Source organism: Streptomyces sp. NPDC020192 (assembly GCF_044388685.1).
Classification (GTDB): domain Bacteria; phylum Actinomycetota; class Actinomycetes; order Streptomycetales; family Streptomycetaceae; genus Streptomyces.
On the sequence record NZ_JBIRXG010000022.1, the window covers coordinates 22144 to 38899 of the forward strand.

The 16756-nt window shown below is 72.9% G+C and carries 12 protein-coding genes; 7 read left to right on the top strand and 5 right to left on the bottom strand.

All coding sequences use genetic code 11. The features are described 5' to 3' along the window. Positions 1 to 7 precede the first annotated feature (7 nt). Entirely contained in the window at positions 8 to 634 is a 627-nt protein-coding gene (locus tag ACH47Z_RS33990; RefSeq protein WP_399080674.1) for a TetR/AcrR family transcriptional regulator, read from the bottom strand. Between the two features lie 110 nt (positions 635 to 744). Here ACH47Z_RS33990 and ACH47Z_RS33995 point away from each other — a divergent pair, with 110 nt between their 5' ends. From ACH47Z_RS33995 to ACH47Z_RS34005, 3 genes are all read left to right on the top strand, one after another. Next, complete coding sequence (locus ACH47Z_RS33995; protein ID WP_399080676.1) at positions 745 to 1374, top strand: alpha-ketoglutarate-dependent dioxygenase AlkB family protein; 630 nt, start codon at positions 745 to 747, stop codon at positions 1372 to 1374. 85 nt (positions 1375 to 1459) lie between these two features. Continuing rightward, positions 1460 to 2206 carry an MBL fold metallo-hydrolase gene (locus tag ACH47Z_RS34000; protein ID WP_399080888.1) on the top strand — a complete coding sequence of 249 codons (747 nt, stop codon included), beginning with the start codon at positions 1460 to 1462 and terminating at the stop codon, positions 2204 to 2206. 73 nt (positions 2207 to 2279) lie between these two features. After that, a complete protein-coding gene (locus ACH47Z_RS34005) occupies positions 2280 to 3515 on the top strand; it encodes a DUF4032 domain-containing protein (protein WP_399080678.1) in 1236 nt (411 codons plus the stop codon). A 1-nt stretch (position 3516) separates the two neighbouring features. Here ACH47Z_RS34005 and ACH47Z_RS34010 read toward each other — a convergent pair whose 3' ends face one another. After that, positions 3517 to 4383 carry a universal stress protein gene (locus ACH47Z_RS34010; RefSeq protein ID WP_399080680.1) on the bottom strand — a complete coding sequence of 289 codons (867 nt, stop codon included), beginning with the start codon at positions 4381 to 4383 and terminating at the stop codon, positions 3517 to 3519. Positions 4384 to 4589: 206 nt separating this feature from the next. Between ACH47Z_RS34010 and ACH47Z_RS34015 the strand changes: the two genes are divergently transcribed. From ACH47Z_RS34015 to ACH47Z_RS34030, 4 genes are read left to right on the top strand one after another with little or no spacing between them, the layout of a single operon-like run. Continuing rightward, the gene (locus ACH47Z_RS34015; protein ID WP_399080682.1) at positions 4590 to 6266 is read left to right on the top strand and encodes an FAD-dependent oxidoreductase; all 1677 of its coding nucleotides are present in this window, start codon (positions 4590 to 4592) and stop codon (positions 6264 to 6266) included. An 11-nt stretch (positions 6267 to 6277) separates the two neighbouring features. Continuing rightward, entirely contained in the window at positions 6278 to 7723 is a 1446-nt protein-coding gene (locus ACH47Z_RS34020; RefSeq protein ID WP_399080890.1) for an ATP-binding protein, read from the top strand. Next, positions 7720 to 8070 (top strand): UBP-type zinc finger domain-containing protein, encoded by a 351-nt coding sequence (locus ACH47Z_RS34025; protein ID WP_399080684.1) that lies wholly within the window; start codon positions 7720 to 7722, stop codon positions 8068 to 8070. The genes ACH47Z_RS34020 and ACH47Z_RS34025 overlap by 4 nt, the downstream gene beginning before the upstream one ends. A gap of 54 nt (positions 8071 to 8124) precedes the next feature. After that, positions 8125 to 11097 carry an AAA family ATPase gene (locus tag ACH47Z_RS34030; RefSeq protein WP_399080686.1) on the top strand — a complete coding sequence of 991 codons (2973 nt, stop codon included), beginning with the start codon at positions 8125 to 8127 and terminating at the stop codon, positions 11095 to 11097. Between the two features lie 16 nt (positions 11098 to 11113). Here ACH47Z_RS34030 and ACH47Z_RS34035 read toward each other — a convergent pair whose 3' ends face one another. The 3 genes from ACH47Z_RS34035 to ACH47Z_RS34045 form a co-directional block, all read right to left on the bottom strand. Continuing rightward, on the bottom strand, positions 11114 to 12328 hold the full coding sequence (locus tag ACH47Z_RS34035) for an SGNH/GDSL hydrolase family protein (protein ID WP_399080688.1): 1215 nt from the start codon (positions 12326 to 12328) through the stop codon (positions 11114 to 11116). Beyond that, a complete protein-coding gene (locus ACH47Z_RS34040; protein WP_399080690.1) occupies positions 12325 to 14685 on the bottom strand; it encodes a glycosyl hydrolase family 95 catalytic domain-containing protein in 2361 nt (786 codons plus the stop codon). Before ACH47Z_RS34040 ends, ACH47Z_RS34035 begins: the two co-directional genes overlap by 4 nt. Positions 14686 to 14923: 238 nt before the next feature. After that, a complete protein-coding gene (locus ACH47Z_RS34045) occupies positions 14924 to 16726 on the bottom strand; it encodes an alpha-galactosidase D (protein ID WP_399080692.1) in 1803 nt (600 codons plus the stop codon). Between the last annotated feature and the right edge of the window lie 30 nt (positions 16727 to 16756).

The window sequence follows — 16756 nt, forward strand, 5'->3', positions numbered from 1 at the left end:
GCCTTTCTCATGCGAGTGGGGTGCTGCCGTCGGTCAGCAGCGCGGTGAGCAGTTGTTTGAGCCAGGCACGGGCACGGTCCCCGTCCCTGTCGAGCAGCAGTTGGGTGGTGACTCCGTCGTAGGCCGCGACCACGGCGCGGGCGGCGCTGTCGACGTCGCCGAGTACGGCGGGGAGCGGAGTGTGACCGCGGGCCTGGGAGAGCCGGTCGGCGATGGCCTGCCGGAGCCGGGCGCGGTGGTCGAGGAGGGCCTGGGCGACGGCCGGGTCCCGGGCGGCGTGCACCAGGAAGTCCGTCTTCACCAGGAGCCAGTCCACATCGAGGAGCAGCACGTCGGTGACCCGGTCCACGGAGGCGGGCACGTCCAGGTCGGGTCCGTCGAGGGCGAGCGCGTCGGCGACCTGCCGGGCGAGGAGATCGGCGCGCTCCCGGTAGAGGGCGAAGAACAGCTCGTCCAGGGTGGCGAAGTTGGAGTAGAAGGCGCCTCGGCTGAACCCGGCGGCCTCGCAGACCTCCTCGATGGAGACCCGCCCGAAGCCCTTGGCGGCGAACACGGTGAACGCGGCGTCGAGCAGCCGGGCGCGGGTCTGCGCCCGGCGCCGGGTGACGCGCTTGGTCGCGCCGTCCACTGTCATGTCCCCACCTCCGTTCGATACGTGAATGTATCGGATACACCAACGTATCGAAAGCCTGCCTCCCTCAATGTAATGGGAACAGATTTTCGATTAAGGAGTACGCTGGACCCATGTCCACGCACCTCCAGGGCTCGCTGTTCGACCAGACCGACGAGCTGCGGCTCGGCCCGCTCGACGGGCTGCGCCGGACCGAGCTGGGCGCCGGTGCCTGGATCGACGTACTGCCGGGCTGGCTGAGCGGGGCCGACGCCCTGTTCGAGCGGCTGGCGGCGGATGTGCCGTGGCGGGCCGAGCGCCGGAAGATGTACGACAGCGTGGTGGCCGTACCGCGCCTGCTGGCCTTCTACGCGGCCGCGGACCCGCTCCCCCATCCCGTGCTGGACGAGGCGCGCGACGTCCTGTCCCGGCGCTACGCCGAGGAGCTGGGCGAGCCGTTCACCACCGCCGGGCTGTGCTTCTACCGGGACGGCCGGGACAGTGTGGCCTGGCACGGGGACCGGATCGGGCGGGGCGCCCGCGAGGACACGATGATCGCGATCCTCTCCGTCGGCGCGCCCCGCGACCTGCTGCTACGACCCGCCGGCGGAGGTGGTACGACGGTGCGGCGCCCGCTCGGGCACGGCGATCTGATCGTGATGGGCGGCTCCTGCCAGCGCACCTGGGAGCACTGCGTGCCGAAGACCGCCCGGGCCGCGGGGCCCCGGATCAGCGTGCAGTTCCGGCCGCAGGGTGTTCGGTGACATGGCCCGCACCCTCTTGCGCGCGGCGGTGCCCCATCTGGTTGGCTGTGCCGCGACGAGCAGCGGCAACCGGGGCGGGAAGACCATGCGGGCAGAAGTACAGCAAGTGGCCGACGGCATCTATCTGGTGCACGGCAACAACGTCAACTGGGTGATCCTCAAGGACGGGGACGCCGTCACCCTCGTGGACACCGGCTACCCCGGCGACCGGCAGGGGGTCCTGGAGTCCCTCGCGGCGGTCGGCAGTTCGCCGGAGGCGGTCGCCGCCGTACTGATCACCCACGCGCACAACGACCACCTGGGCTCGGCCGAGTACCTGCGCGCGACCCACGGCACCCCGGTCTATCTGCATCCCGTGGAAGTCCCGCACGCGCGCCGGGAGTTCCTCCAGCAGGCCACCATCGGCGACGTGGTGCGCAACATCTGGCGGCCGGGCGTCCTGCCCTGGGCCGTGCACACGATCCGGGTCGGCGGCACCGAACAGCACCCGGTCACCGCACCCGAGCCGTTCCCGGCCGAGGGCCCGCTGGACCTGCCCGGCCGTCCGGTGCCCGTGCTCACCCCCGGCCACACCGACGGCCACTGCGTCTACCACCTGCCCGACGCGGGGATCGCCATCTCCGGCGACGCACTGGTCACCGGGCACGCGATCTCGCAGGTCAAGGGCCCGCAGTTGCTGACCGACTTCTTCCACCACGACCGCGCCCAGGCGATCGCCTCCCTGAAGACGATCGGCGAGCTGGAGGGCGACACCCTGCTGCCGGGGCACGGGCCGGTCCACCGGGGTTCGGTGCGTACGGCGGCCGAACAGGCCCGGGAACGGGCCTCCTAGATCTCAGGAGGCCCCTCCCGGAACTCGGGAGGGGCCTCCTGGAACACCCGCGCGGGGCCTTAGGGTTCGTGTCATGGCCTTGCAGATCAGCGCCACGAACCCGGAGCACCCCGCGCTCCTGCTCGCCCTGCCCTGGGACGTGCCCCTGGAGGAGTGGCCCGAGGAGTACCTCGTCCCGCTCCCGAGGGGCATCTCCCGGCACGTCGTGCGGTACGCGCAGGCCGGCGACGAGGTGATCGCCGTCAAGGAGCTGGCCGAGCGGCCCGCGCTGCGCGAGTACGAGCTGCTGCGCGACCTCGACCGGCTCGCCATCCCCGCCGTCGACCCCCTCGCCGTGGTCACCGGCCGCACCGACCGCACCGGCGAACCACTGGAGCCGGTCCTGATCACCCGGCATCTGCGCGGCTCGCTGCCGTACCGTTCGATGTTCGAGACGACCATGCGCCCCGCGACCATGCACCGGCTGATGGACGCCCTCGCCGTGCTGCTGGTCCGCCTCCATCTGGCCGGCTTCGCCTGGGGCGACTGCTCGCTGTCCAACACCCTGTTCCGGCGGGACGCGGGCGCCTACGCCGCCTATCTGGTCGACGCCGAGACCGGTGACCTGCACCCCCGGCTGAGCCCGGGGCAACGGGAGTACGACCTCGATCTGGCCCGGGTGAACATCAGCGGCGAGCTGCTGGACCTGGAGGCGTCCGGCGCGCTGCACCCGTCCGTCGACCCGGTGGAGTTCGGGCACGAGATCTGCACCCGGTACGAGGGGCTGTGGCAGGAACTGACCCGCACCTCGGTGTACCCGGTCGGCAAGTACCACTACATCGAGCGCCGGATCCGCCGCCTGAACGAGCTGGGCTTCGACGTGGCCGAGATGCAGATCGAGCACTCTTCCACCGGCGACTCGGTCACCTTCGTGCCCAAGGTCGTCGACGCCGGCCATCACCAGCGCCAGCTGCTGCGGCTGACCGGCCTGGACACCGAGGAGAACCAGGCGCGGCGGCTGCTGAGCGACCTGGAGAGCTGGATGGCCACCCAGGACGACTACGCGCCCGGCGACCCCCTCGCCGCCCGCCCCGAGGTGCTCGCCCACCGCTGGGTGCGGGACGTGTTCCGGCCCACCGTGCGGGCCGTACCGCTGGAGCTGCGCGGCACCATGGACCCGGCGGAGATCTACCACGAACTCCTCGAACACCGCTGGTACCTGTCCGAGCGCGCGCAGCACGACATCGGCCTCGACACGGCCGTCAAGGACTACATCGAGAACGTCCTGCCGAAGGCCCGGGCCACCCTGGAGCCCACCACCCCCGAGTAGCTCAGTCGTGCGGGACGACGGCGACCGGGCACCCGGCGTGGTGCAGCACCCCGTGCGCGACCGAGCCGATCCGGGCGCCGACGGCCGTCTGGTGTGCCCGCCGGCCGACGACCATCAGCTGGGCCCGTCCGGCCACCGACAGCAGCACCTGGCCCGCGCTGCCCATCTCGACCTGCTCGGCCACCGGCACGTCGGGGAACCGCTCCCGCCACGGCTTGAGGGCCTCGCTCAGCGCCTGCTTCTCGTACGGCTCGAGACCGCCGACTTCGTCCAGCAGCCTGAGCGAACCGGGGCTGTAGGCGAAGACCGGCGGCAGCGTCCAGGCCCGTACCGCCCGCACGGTCGCGCCGCGCGCGGCCGCCGTCTCGAAGGCGAACCGCAGCGCGGCCGCGCTGTCGTCGCCGTCGCCCTGCTGGCCGACGACGACGTCCCGCCCGGCCACCTCGGCCGCGGGCCGGTCCTCGGCGCGGACCAGGACCACCGGCCGGGCCGTCTCGGCGATCACCTGCTGGCCGACCGAGCCGAGCAGGAACCCGACGACGGGGCCGTGCCCGCGCGAGCCCAGCACCAGCATCTCGGCGTCCGCCGCCGCCCGGACCAGCGCGTGCGCGGGCTCGCCCTCGACGACGTCGACGGTCGTGGCGAGCTGCGGATGCCGCTCGGCGACGGCCCGCACGGCCTGTGTCACGCCGCCCGACACCCACCCCTGCTGGGTGCCGCGGTCGGCCGTGGCGAGCTGCTCGGCATAGCGCCACGCGTGCACCACACGCAACGGCAGCCCCCGGCGCACGGCCTCCCGGCCGGCCCACTCCAGTGCGGCCAGGCTCTCCTGCGAACCGTCCACCCCTGCCGTGATCGGGCGTGTCATGCGTGGGCCTCCTCGTCGTCGCGGCGCGTCCCGCGGGACGATCATCCCCCGGGCGCGCCCCGTCCGCCGACCGGCACCCGGGCTGATCGCGGTCCCCGCCGTATCCCGGGGCGAACCGGGGCGATCGAACATACGATGGCTGGGAACCGGTGCGGCGGTCCCCATGACGCCGGGCCGCGGGAACCGATGCTCGGGGTGGGAGACGTATGGCACAGGCCGCCGATACCGCGCGGACCGTCATCCTGACCGTGGACGACGACCCGGGGGTCTCCCGTGCCGTCGCCCGCGATCTGCGGCGGCGCTACGGCGAGTCGTACCGGATCGTGCGCGCGGAGTCCGGCGAGTCCGCGTTGGAGGCGCTGCGCGAGCTGAAGCTGCGTGGCGACCTGGTGGCGGTGATCCTGGCCGACTTCCGCATGCCGCAGATGAACGGGATCGAGTTCCTGGAGCAGGCGCTCGACGTGTATCCGGGGGCGCGGCGGGTGCTGCTGACCGCGTACGCGGACACCAACGCGGCGATCGACGCGATCAACGTCGTCGATCTCGATCACTATCTGCTCAAGCCCTGGGACCCGCCGGAGGAGAAGCTCTATCCGGTGCTCGACGATCTGCTCCAGGCGTGGCGCACCAGTGACTACCGGCCCGTGCCCAGCACCAAGGTGGTCGGGCACCGCTGGTCGGCGCGGTCGTCGGACGTGCGCGAGTTCCTGGCCCGCAACCAGGTGCCGTACCGCTGGTACTCGGTGGAGGAGCCGGAGGGACAGCGGCTGCTGGCCGCCGCCGGGCAGGACGGGCACCGGCTGCCGCTGGTGATCACCCCGGAGGGCACGGCCCTGGTGGAGCCGGAGGCGCCCGAGCTGGCGGCGAAGGTGGGCCTGGCGACGACGCCGACGGCCGACTTCTACGACCTCGTGGTGATCGGCGGCGGCCCGGCCGGGCTCGGCGCGGCCGTGTACGGGGCCTCCGAGGGGCTCAGGACCGTGCTGGTGGAGCGGTCGGCGACCGGCGGGCAGGCCGGGCAGAGCTCCCGGATCGAGAACTACCTGGGCTTCCCCGACGGGGTCTCCGGTGCCCAGCTCACCGACCGGGCGCGGCGGCAGGCGGCCAAGTTCGGCGCCGAGATCCTGACCGCCCGTGAGGTCACGGGGCTCGAGGTCAACGGCGCCGCCCGGGTCGTACGGTTCGCGGACGGTACGGCGATCGCCGCGCACAGCGTGATCCTCGCGACCGGGGTGCAGTACCGGCAGCTGGAGGCCGCCGGCTGCATCGATCTGACCGGCTGCGGGGTGTTCTACGGCTCGGCGCTGACCGAGGCGGCGGCCTGCCAGGGGCACGACGTGTACATCGTCGGCGGCGCCAACTCGGCGGGCCAGGCGGCGATGTACCTGTCCCGGTTCGCCAAGTCGGTGACGCTGCTGGTGCGCGGCCCCGACCTGTCGGCGTCGATGTCCCACTACCTCATCCAGCAGATCGACGAGGCCCCGAACATCTCGGTGCGCAGCCACACCGTGGTCGACGCCGCGCACGGCGCCGAGCGCCTGGAGCAGCTGACGCTGCGGCACACGGGGACCGGCGAGAGCGAACGGGTCGACGCCCAGTGGATGTTCGTGTTCATCGGCGCCGCCCCGCTGACCGACTGGCTGGGCGACGCGGTGCTGCGCGACGAGCGCGGGTTCATCCTGGCGGGGCCCGACCTGACCGCCGACGGGCGCCCGCCGGCCGGCTGGGAGCTGGACCGGCCGCCGTACCATCTGGAGACCAGTGTCCCGGGCGTGTTCGTGGCGGGCGACGCCCGTGCCGAGTCCGCCAAGCGGGTCGCGTCCGCCGTCGGAGAGGGAGCCATGGCCGTGATGCTCGTCCACCGGTATCTGGAGCAGTCGTGAGCGGGCGGATCATGCCGTGCAGCCCCAAGGAGGTCGGCTCGCTCTTCCTCTTCGAGAAGCTGAGCCCCGAACAGCTGGGGCGGCTGTGCAGCGAGGGGCGGGTGGAGCTGTTCGAGCCCGGCCCGGTGTACACCGAGGGCGACCCGGCCACCTGCTTCTTCGTGATGATCGAGGGCACCGTGGTGATGTCGCGCCGGGTCGGCGGCGACGACGTGGAGGTCACCCGCTCCTCGCAGCGCGGGGTGTACGCGGGCGCGATGCAGGCCTACATCGGCGACCGGGTGCGGCAGGTCTACACCAACTCGATGCGGGTGACGGAGCCGACCCGGTTCTTCGTGCTGCCGGCGGACATCTTCGCCGACGTCATGACCGAGTGGTTCCCGATGGCCGTACACCTGCTGGAGGGCCTGTTCTTCGGGTCGAAGCGCACCCAGGCGGCGATCGGGCAGCAGGAGAGGCTGCTGGCGCTGGGCTCGCTGTCGGCGGGGCTCACGCACGAGCTGAACAACCCGGCGGCGGCCGCGGTGCGGGCCACGGCCACGCTGCGCGAACGGGTCGCGAAGATGCGGCACAAGCTCGCCGTGATCGCCGAAGGCCCCTTCTCCCGCGACCAGTTGGCGAGCCTGATCGAGATCCAGGAGCGCACCGCCGAGCGGGTCGCGAAGGCCCCCGTGCTCAGCCCGCTGGAAGCCACCGACCGGGAGGACCTGCTCACCGACTGGCTGGAGGACCACGGCATCGACTACGGCTGGCAGCTCGCGCCGACCTTCGTGCAGGCCGGGCTGGACGTCGACTGGTTCGAGCAGGTCGCGGCGGCCGTGGACGAGGAGATCCTGCCCGGGGCGATCGGCTGGCTCAACTACACCATCGAGACCGAGCTGTTGATGACCGAGATCGAGGACTCCACCAGCCGGATCTCGCATCTGGTCGACGCGGCCAAGCAGTACTCGCAGCTGGACCGGGCGCCCTACCGGGTGGTCGACGTCCATGAACTCCTCGACAGCACCCTGCTGATGCTCTCCGCGAAGATCGGACCGGGCATCGAGGTCGTCAAGGAGTACGACCGCACCCTCCCGCCGGTGCCCGCCTATCCGGCGGAGCTGAACCAGGTGTGGACCAACCTGATCGACAACGCGGTCTGCGCCGTCAACGGCGCGGGCGGCACGGGCACGCTGACCGTGCGGACCGCGCTGGACCACGAGCGGCTGCTGGTGGAGTTCCGGGACACCGGTCCGGGCGTGCCGCCGGAGATCAAGGACCGGATCTTCGACCCGTTCTTCACCACGAAACCGGTCGGCCAGGGCACCGGGCTGGGCCTGGACATCTCCTGGCGGATCGTCGTCAACAAGCACCACGGCACGCTCCGCGTGGAGTCGGTGCCCGGCGACACCCGGTTCCAGGTGCTGCTGCCCCTGACCGCCGAGACACCGGACGCGGAAGCGGAGGAGACCGTATGAGCCACGTCGAGGGATTCGACACGACCGCTCCGCCCAGCGGCACCGGGTGCGTGGAGTGCGAGGAGGCCGGCGGCTGGTGGTTCCATCTGCGCCGCTGCGCGCAGTGCGGGCACATCGGCTGCTGCGACGACTCCCCCGCCAAGCACGCCACCGCCCACTACCACGCCACCGGGCACCCGGTGATCCGGAGCTTCGAGCCGGGCGAGGAGTGGTTCTGGAACTACGTCACGGACGAGTTGTACGCCTCGGGCCCGGAACTGGCTCCGCCGGCCAGTCATCCCGCGGACCAGCCGGTGCCGGGCCCTGCGGGGCGGGTGCCGGAGAACTGGGCGGAGACGCTGCGCTGAAGCGCGGACGGCCGGACGAACCGCCTTGTCGGTCCCGCGTGTCAGGATGGGGGGGTGTCTCAGAACGCCTTCACCACGCCGCCGTTGATCGGGCGGGACCAGGAACTGGCCCGGCTCACGGGTGTGCTGGAGCGTGCCCGGGCCGGTGAGGTGCGGGCCGTGCTGGTCGCCGGGGACGCGGGGGTCGGCAAGACACGGCTGCTGGACGAGGTCGCGGGGCGGGCGGCGCGGGCGGGTACGACCGTCGTCACCGGGCACTGTGTGGACCTCGGGGACGTCGGGCTGCCGTATCTGCCGTTCACGGAGATCCTCGGGGTGCTCGCCACCGACGCGCGCTTCGCCTCCGTGCTGGCCGCGCATCCGGTGGTGGACCGGCTGCTGGGCGCGGGCACGGAGGCGGCGGGCGGTCCGGACGGCCGGCTGCGGCTGTTCGAGGACGTCGCCGGGCTGCTGGCCGAACTGGCCGCCGTGGCACCGCTGCTGCTCGTCCTGGAGGATCTGCACTGGGCCGACCAGTCCTCCCGGGACCTGCTGCGCTTCCTGCTCAGCCGGGGCGTGCTGCACCGGCCGGGCAGCGCCGGCCCGGGCCGGCGGCTCACGGTCCTCGCCTCGTACCGCGCGGACGATCTGCACCGCCGCCACCCCTTGCGCCCGCTGCTCGCCGAGCTGGTCCGGCTGCCGGCGGTGGAGCGGCTGGAGCTGCGGCCGCTGCCGGACGCGGAGGTGGCGCGGCTGGTGCGGGCCCTGGAGGACCGCCCGCTGCCCGACTCCGTCGTACGCGGCATCGTGGCCCGCGCGGAGGGCAACGCGTTCTATGCGCAGGAGCTGTTCGCGGCGGCCGGCGCGGGTGGTGGCGGGGTGCCCAGCGGGCTCGCCGATCTGCTGCTGATCCGGGTCGAGCAGCTGCCCGAGACCGCCCAGCAGGTGCTGCGGACGGCCGCGGTGGCCGGGCGCCGGGTGGAGCACGACCTGCTGCGCGAGGCCGCCGGGCTCCCCGAGGACGAGCTGGAGGCGGCGCTGCGCGAGGCCGTCGGACGGCAACTGCTCGTCCCCGGGCCCGCCGGCACGTACGCCTTCCGGCACGCCCTGACCCGCGAGGCCGTCTACGCCGATCTGCTGCCCGGCGAGCGGTCCCGGCTGCACGGCGCGTACGCCCGGCTGCTCACCACACGGGGCCCGGCCCCGGAGACCGCCGCGGAACGCGCCCATCACGCCCGCGAGAGCCACGATCTGCCCGGGGCGCTCGCCGCCTGTCTGGAGGCGGCCGACCACGCCCGGTTGCTCGGCGCGCCCGCCGAGGAGCTGCGGCATCTGGAGACCGCCCTGGACCTGTGGCCCTCGGTGCCGGAGGCCACACGTGCGCAGCGGTCCCCGGCCGCGGGCCAGGACCGGATCACGCTGACCCTGCGCGCCTCGGCGGCGGCCGCGCACGCGGGAGACGCGCACCGCGCGGTCTCGCTGACCCGCGCCGCGCTCGCCGGGATCGGCCGGGACGCCGACTCCGAACTGGCCGCCCGGGTGCGGTACACCCTCGCGGGGAACCTGCTGAGCGTGGACAGCCTGACGGCGGCGTACCGCTACAGCAGCGAGGCGCTGGCGCTGATCCCCGCCGAGCCGCCGTCACGGACGTGGGTGTGGGCGGCGGCCACGCATGTATCGGCGGCCCGGCAGGTCGGCGAGGACGAGACCGCGCTGCGCGTCGCCCGGCAGGCCCTGCCCGTCGCCGAGCACCTCGGCGTGACCGGCGCCCAGGCCGACCTGCTGATCTCCGTCGTCGGCCTCGAAGGGGCGGGCCGGGGCACCCGGGAGGGCAGGGAGCGGCTGCACCGGGCGCGGGAGCTGGCCCGGGCCGCCGGTGACGCGCCGGTGGAGATGCGCGCGCTGTTCAACCTGGCCCTCGGCGCCTTCGAGAGCGGCGATCCCGAGGCATGCCTGTCCCTGCTGGGCGAGGGCCTGGACCGGGCGCGCCGCGCGGGTCTGCTGTCCTCCATGTATCCGTTGGGGCTGCGCTATCTGCGGCTGCTGGCGCTGTACACGCTGGGCCGCTGGGACGCGTGCCTGGCCGCCGCGGCCGACCCGGCGGTCCTGTCGCTCCCGGCAGCCGCCGGCTTCGCCGACAGTCCCGTGCTCTACGTGGCGCTGGCGCGCGGTGACGACGAGGGCGCCGTGGCCGGGGCCCGGGCCCTGCTGACGGGCCCGTTCGACTGGATGGGCACGCTCGTGGCGGGAGTGGTCCTCACCGACGCGGCCGCGCAGGGCGGCGATCCGGAGGCGGCCGTCGAGCGGATGCGGGAGGCGGCCGCGGCCCTGTCCGACGAGACGAAACGCCACCCGGGCGTGCTGGTCCGGCTCGCCGCGCTGTGTCTGACGGCGGTCGCCGACCGCACGGCGGAGCTGCGCCGGACCGGCGACGACCGGGACCTCGCCCGCTGGACCGGCACCGCGACCGAACTCGTGGAGCTGGCGCGTGCCACGGCCGCCTCCGACGAGGAGGACCGCACGCAGGGCCCGGAGGGCCAGGCCTGGCGGGCCCGCGCCGAGGCGGAGTGGGCGACGGCCGTGTCCGGGCCGGATCCGGCGGCCTGGGAGAAGGCGGTCGCCGCGTTCGGGTACGGCGATGTGTACGAGCAGGCCCGCTGCCGGGTGCGGTACGCGCAGGCGCTGCTGGCCGTGGAGCGCCGTACTGAGGCGGCGGAACAGACGGCACTGGCCCGGGAGACGGCGGCCCGGCTCGGTGCGGTGCCGCTGCTGGAGCGGATCGACGCGCTGTCCCGCCGGGGCCGGCTCTCGGCGGCCGCACCTGAGAAGGCCGTGTCCCTGACCGCCCGGGAGCAGGACGTGCTGCGGCTGCTCGCGCGGGGGCGCAGCAACCGGCAGATCGGCGAGGAGCTGTTCATCACGGGCAAGACGGCGAGTGTGCACGTCTCCAACATCCTGGCCAAGCTGGGCGCGGCGAGCCGTACGGAGGCGGTGGCGGTCGCCTATCGCCAGGGGCTGATCGCGCCGGAGCCGGCCGGGTCGGGCTGACCCGGCCGGAGCCCGGTCAGCGGGTGCAGTCGAGGCTGCCGAGGTCGACGGCGTCGGCCAGCGCCCCCATGCCCTTGTCATTGGGGTGGATGTGGTCACCGCCGTCGAGGAACGGCAGCAGCCGCGCGGAGTCGTAGGGGCTGCGCAGGGTGCGGTCGAAGTCGGTGACCGCGTCGAACAGCCCGCCGGTGCGGATGAACCGGTTCACGTCCCGGCGCACGGCCTCGGCCGCAGGGTCCCATTCGGGCCAGCCCTCGAACGGTCCGACCGTGGCGGCGACCACGCACTTGCCGGCCGCGTGCACCCGCTCGGCGATCTTCCGGTACCCGGCGATCAGGTCGGCCGCGGTGACGCCGGTGTGCGCCTTGATGTCGTTCACCCCCTCGAAGAGGAAGACGGTCCGGACGCCGGGCAGGGACAGTACGTCCCGGTCCAGCCGGTTCAGGGCGCTCTGCCCGGCGCCGTCCGCGAGTACCTGGTTGCCCGAGAAGCCCTCGTCGGCCACGCCCATGACGGCGGAGTGCGCTGTGCTCAGGCGCCGGGCGAGGTAGTCGGGCCAGCGGCGGTTCAGGTCGCCGGTGGAGTGCCAGCCGTCGGTGATGGAGTCGCCCAGCGCGACCACGGCCCCGGCGGCCGCGCGGGAGGGCCGTACGGACACTGCGTCGAGGTACCACCAGGAGCCGGTCGTCCGCGCCCAGTTGGTGCCGCTCTCCTCGGCGGTGTGATCGCCCTGGCCGGTGTACGACGTCTGCAGCGCCATCCAGTGGCCGGTCGCCGGGCCGGCCGCGTCCGGGGTGTGCAGGCTGACCGCGAGGTCCGCCCCGGCCGGGACCGTACCCGGCAGCGGATCGCTCCAGGCGACGGCGCCGGCCGGCACGGTGACCGTACGGGAGCCGCCGAAGGTCAGCCGCCGGTTGCTGCCGGGGCGCAGCGCCGCGCCCTGGTCGGGCAGGCCGGCGTAGACGCTGTCCAGGGTCAGCGGCCGGTCGCCGAAGGCGTTGGTCACGCGGACGCGCAGACCGGTGCCGCCGACGCTGGTGTGCACGATCAGCCGGTAGCCCTGGCCCGCCGTGCCCTCGCCCATGCGGTCGGCGCTCGCCGCCCAGGTGACGACTCCGGAGGCGCGGGAGGCGGGCAGGGGGGCGGCCGCCTGGGCGGGCACGGACTGGCAGACGACGGCGGTGAGCAGGGCGGCGGCGAGGCGGCGGCCGCGTGCGAAGCGGCCGCTCACCGGGCGAATTCCCGGAGTGTGACGGACTCGCCGGGCCGTATGCGGACGGTCCGGGACCGGCCTGCGTATCCCACGGAGGTCATGGTCCCGCCGACGCTGCGGATCCGCACCTCGGTGGGCGTGCCGTCCCGCCAGTGGAGGTCGACGACGAACCCGCCGCGGGCCCCGGCTCCGGTCACCGAACCGGCGGCCGCCCAGGCGTCCGGCAGGGCCGGCAGCAGTTCGAGCCGGCCGGGGCGGGAGTACAGCAGCATCTCGGCGACGGCGGCCGGGGTGCCGAAGTTGGCGTCGATCTGGAAGATGCCCCGGCCCGGGGAGACCTCGTAGATGTCGAAGAGGTTGGGGGCGGTGCCGTTGGAGCCGTTCTCGGACGGGCGCAGGTTGTTGACGACGAGCTGGTAGGCCTTGCCGGCGTTCTTCAGCCGGGCCCAGCACAGGGCGCGCCAGGCGTTGGCCCAGCCGAAGCTGTTCATGCCGCGCGCGGTGAGCAGGGCGGTGGCTCCGGTGACGATACCAGCGGGGGTGGAGCCGTCGGGCCGGATGCGGTCGCCGGGGAACAGGCCGATGAGCGGGGAGAGATGGCGGTGGGTGGTCTCGCCGAGGTTGTCCGGGGACATCCACTCCTCCAGCCAGCCGGTCTTCGGGCTCACCGCGGGCAGGTACAGCCGCTCGCGCAGGGCGCCGACGGTGCGGGCGTGGTCGGCGTCCCGGCCCAACTCGGCCGCTGCCGACTGGTAGTTGCCGAAGAGGGCCCACACCAGTTCCTGCGCGTAGGTGATGCCCTTGGCGTCGAGCGGGCCCTGTTCCGGGGACCAGTCGCTGTCGGCGACGAGCACCTCCCGGCCGGTGTCGGGCAGGGTGGTGGTGAGCAGCCGCGCCTCCCAGAACTCGCAGGCGCCCTTGAGCAGCGGGTAGATCTTCGCCAGGTGAGTGCGGGAGTGGGTGAACTCGTAGTGCTCGAAGAGGGTGTTGGCCAGCCAGGCGTTCCCGGCCGGGTGCCACCACCAGCCGCCTCCGCCATGGGGGTTGGTGGAGATGGCCAGGGTCCAGCCGGCGTTCCTCCCGCTGGAGTTGCGGTAGCGGTTGCGGGGGTCGTTGAACAGGCGCCGGGTGAGGTCGGTCCAAGAGGGGAGCTGGGCGAGGCAGTAGTCGGTGAGGGCGTCGAAGCACGGGGACAGGCCCGCCCGGTCGGCCGCCCAGTAGTTCATCTGGAGGTTGATGTCGGTGTGGTAGTCGCCCATCCAGTCCGGGTCGTTGCCGTCGAGCCAGAGCCCCTGCAGACCGAGCGGCAGGCTGCCCCGCGAGCCGGAGATCATCAGGTAGCGCCCGAACTGGACGTACAGGGCCTCCAGTTCGGGGTCGGGCTCGCCGTCCCGGGCGCGGGCCTGGATCCGCTCCCAGGCGTCGAGGGAGCGCTGTTCGGGGCTCGAGGTGCCGAGGGAGAGCCCGAACCGGTCGTAGAGGGCGCCGTGGTCGGCGGTGTGCGTGCGCAGCAGCACGTCGGCGGAGTGCCGGGCGGCGGCGCCGACCTTGGCGTGGGCCAGCGCCAGGGGGTCGAGGGACGGGTCGCGGTAGTGGGCGGCGGCGTCGGGCGCGTAGTTGGTGCCGCCGCTGAGGATCACGGTCAGCTCGCGGCAGCCGGAGAAGGCGATGTGACCGCCGTCGACGTGGACACTACCGCCGCTGCCGTGGGCGGTGACGGCGGCGCCGTACTTCAGCCCGTTGGGAAAGGCTCCGGCGAAGGAATCGGCCGCTCCCCCGGTCTCGCCATGGGTGCCTTCGAGCGTGAGGGTGCCGGTGTACCGCCCGCCACCGCTCTGGGTGAAGTGCAGCACGATCACGTCGTCGGGACGGCTGGCGAACAGCTGCCGCCGGTAGGTGACACCGGAGCGGACGTACGACGTCGTCACCACGCCCTGCGCGAGGTCGAGGGTGCGGCGGTAGCCGGTGACGGCGGACAGGTCGTGGTCGGGCAGATCGACGGCGAGCCGGGCGAGCAGGGTGAGGGAGCCGAAGTCGTCCCGGCCGTACGGGAACTGGCCGTCGGAGTCCAGCGTGTCGTTGCGGCCGCCGGTCCACATCGTGGCATCGGTGACGAGGAGGAGTTCCCGGCCGGGGTCGTTGGTCGCGAGGGCCCCGAGCCGGCCGTTGCCGACGGGCAGACCCTGGGTGATGAGCGAGTGCTCGTCGGCGGGGGCCCGCCACCAGAGCTGGTGGCGGGGGTCGGCGGCGGGAGCCTCGGCAGGACGCAGTGGTGCGGCGCCGGCGGTGGCGGTGAAGGCGGGCAGCGAGGCGAGGGCTCCGGTGGCGGCGGCGAGGGCGAGGAAGCCGCGTCTGCTGGGGGGTCTGGGATCCATGACAACCTCCGGCACTTGGGAAAGAGGATGCGTACGGCGCGCCCCTGGGGGCGCGGGGCTGTATCGATGTGCGGCTCCGCCGCGATGGGGGTCCCCCCGCTCGAGCGAAGTCGAGAGTGGGGGAGCGACAAGCCACAGCGGACCCGCAGTTCCCCAGGGCGCTCTCAGCGGAGCGTCAGCGCGGCGAGGGCGAGGAAGCCGCGTCTGCTGGGCGGGGTCTGCATGACACGGGCTCCGATCACTGGCGGGGAGAGAGGGGAACGTCGATCCGGTCGATGTCCGGGGCGTAGTCCGAACCGCTGTCGAAGGTCACGGTGTTGGTGCCGGCCTTGAGGGTGACCGGGACACTCACCGTCTCAACGGTTCCCCAGTCGCCGGTCGAGGGGAAGCGATGGCGGGTGGAGGCGGCGGAGTTGGCCGAGATATTGACCGGCCGGGCGTCGCCGCTGACGTAGGCGACCTTGATCAGGTAGGTGCCGGGGCGGTCCACGACGATGTCGTTGAAGCGGAGTGCGCCGCCGAGGTAGAGGTTGCCGACCTTCTTGCCGCCGGAGCAGGCGGAGCAGTCGGCGACGGAGGCGTTGCCGCTCAGGGTGTTGGCGGCGGACTCGGCCTCGTAGCCGGTGGTCCGCACCGCTCCGCCGTGCGGGGTGACGGTGAACAGGCGGGAGCCGTGAGCGGGCAGGGCCTCGGTGACCCTGTTCCGGTACGAACCCAGGTTCTCGTGGTTCCACAGGTCCCGTACGGCCGCCTTGCCGGTGAAGCCGAGGGCGGAGAAGTCGGCGGTGACGGCGGCGGGGCTGTCGGCGAGGTTGAACAGGGCGACCGTGTAGGTGCCGTTGGGGTTCTTCGCGGCCCAGACCTGCTGTGGGTCGGAGGGGGTGACCGGACGGGCGGGCGGGGTGTCGCCCTGGTCCACGGCGATGACCTCGCGGTTGGTGAGGAGTCTGACTCCGTAGTCGTCGAGCCTGGTGAGGTCGTCGCCGGTGTAGAGGGGGGACTTGGCGATGGCCCACAGGGTGGCGTAGCTCTGCCGTTCCGCCTTGGTCAGGCCGTCCATGGTGCCGTTTCCGACGTCGAGGGAGTCGAGGTCGTTCCAGCCTCCGGGGCCGGCGTGCCGGGTCCAGCCGGGGGTGTCGTCGAAGCGGTCGTCGACCGAATTCCCCCAGGTGACAAGGGTGTTGCAGTAGCACTCGACATCGGTGTCGACACGCCAGCCGTTGGAGTACTTCTTCCAGTCGGCGGCATGACCGATGTCCAGGGACCAGGAGATCTCCAGATGGACCGGGCGGCCGGTGGCGGCCAGCGCCTGCTGCCAGGCGGCGACGTCGGCAACGTTGTCGTAGTTGTCCCCGCTCTTGAAGGAGCCGGGGCCCACGCCGTCGAGTTTGAGGAAGTCATAGCCCCAGGAGGCCAGCAACTGGGCCTGGGAGTCTATGTACTTGCGGGCGCAGGGCTTGGACAGGTCGAGCTTGTAGGCGCTGTCCCAGCCGTTGGTCGTGCGCAGGTCGCCGTAGACGACGTCGGCGGTGGTGCAGCCGTCGGCGTCCCGGATGGGAACCTTGCCGTCGCCGTAGGCCTCCTTCTCGAGGCCGACCGGCAGATAGATCCCGGCCTTCAGGCCGAGTGCGTGGATACGGTCGGCGACCGCCTTCATGCCGTGCGGGAAGCGGTGCGGGTCGGCCTGCTGGCGTGCGTAGCCGTCGAACCCGGGTTTCCAGGTGTTGTCCCTCCACCACCCGGCGTCGATGTTGACGTACTCGTAGCCGTACGGCTTCAGTTCGGTGGCCAGGGCAGCGGCCTGCTTCAGGACGTTCGCCTCGGTGAGATAGCTGTAGTCGCCGTCCGGGTTGAGGCCCGGGTACCTGGAGGACTGCATGCTCCAACTCGACCAGCCCATATAGGGCTTGGCGGCCATGACCGGTGTGGGTTCCGCGTGGGCGGTGGCGGGGACGGCGGTGGCGAGGCCCGCGGTGAGGGCCAGGACGACGGCGGCTCTGAGCCCGCGGGCGGGCAGCAGGGAGTACGAGGGTGACCGCATGGGCCCTACCTCCTGGGTGGGTTCGGATCG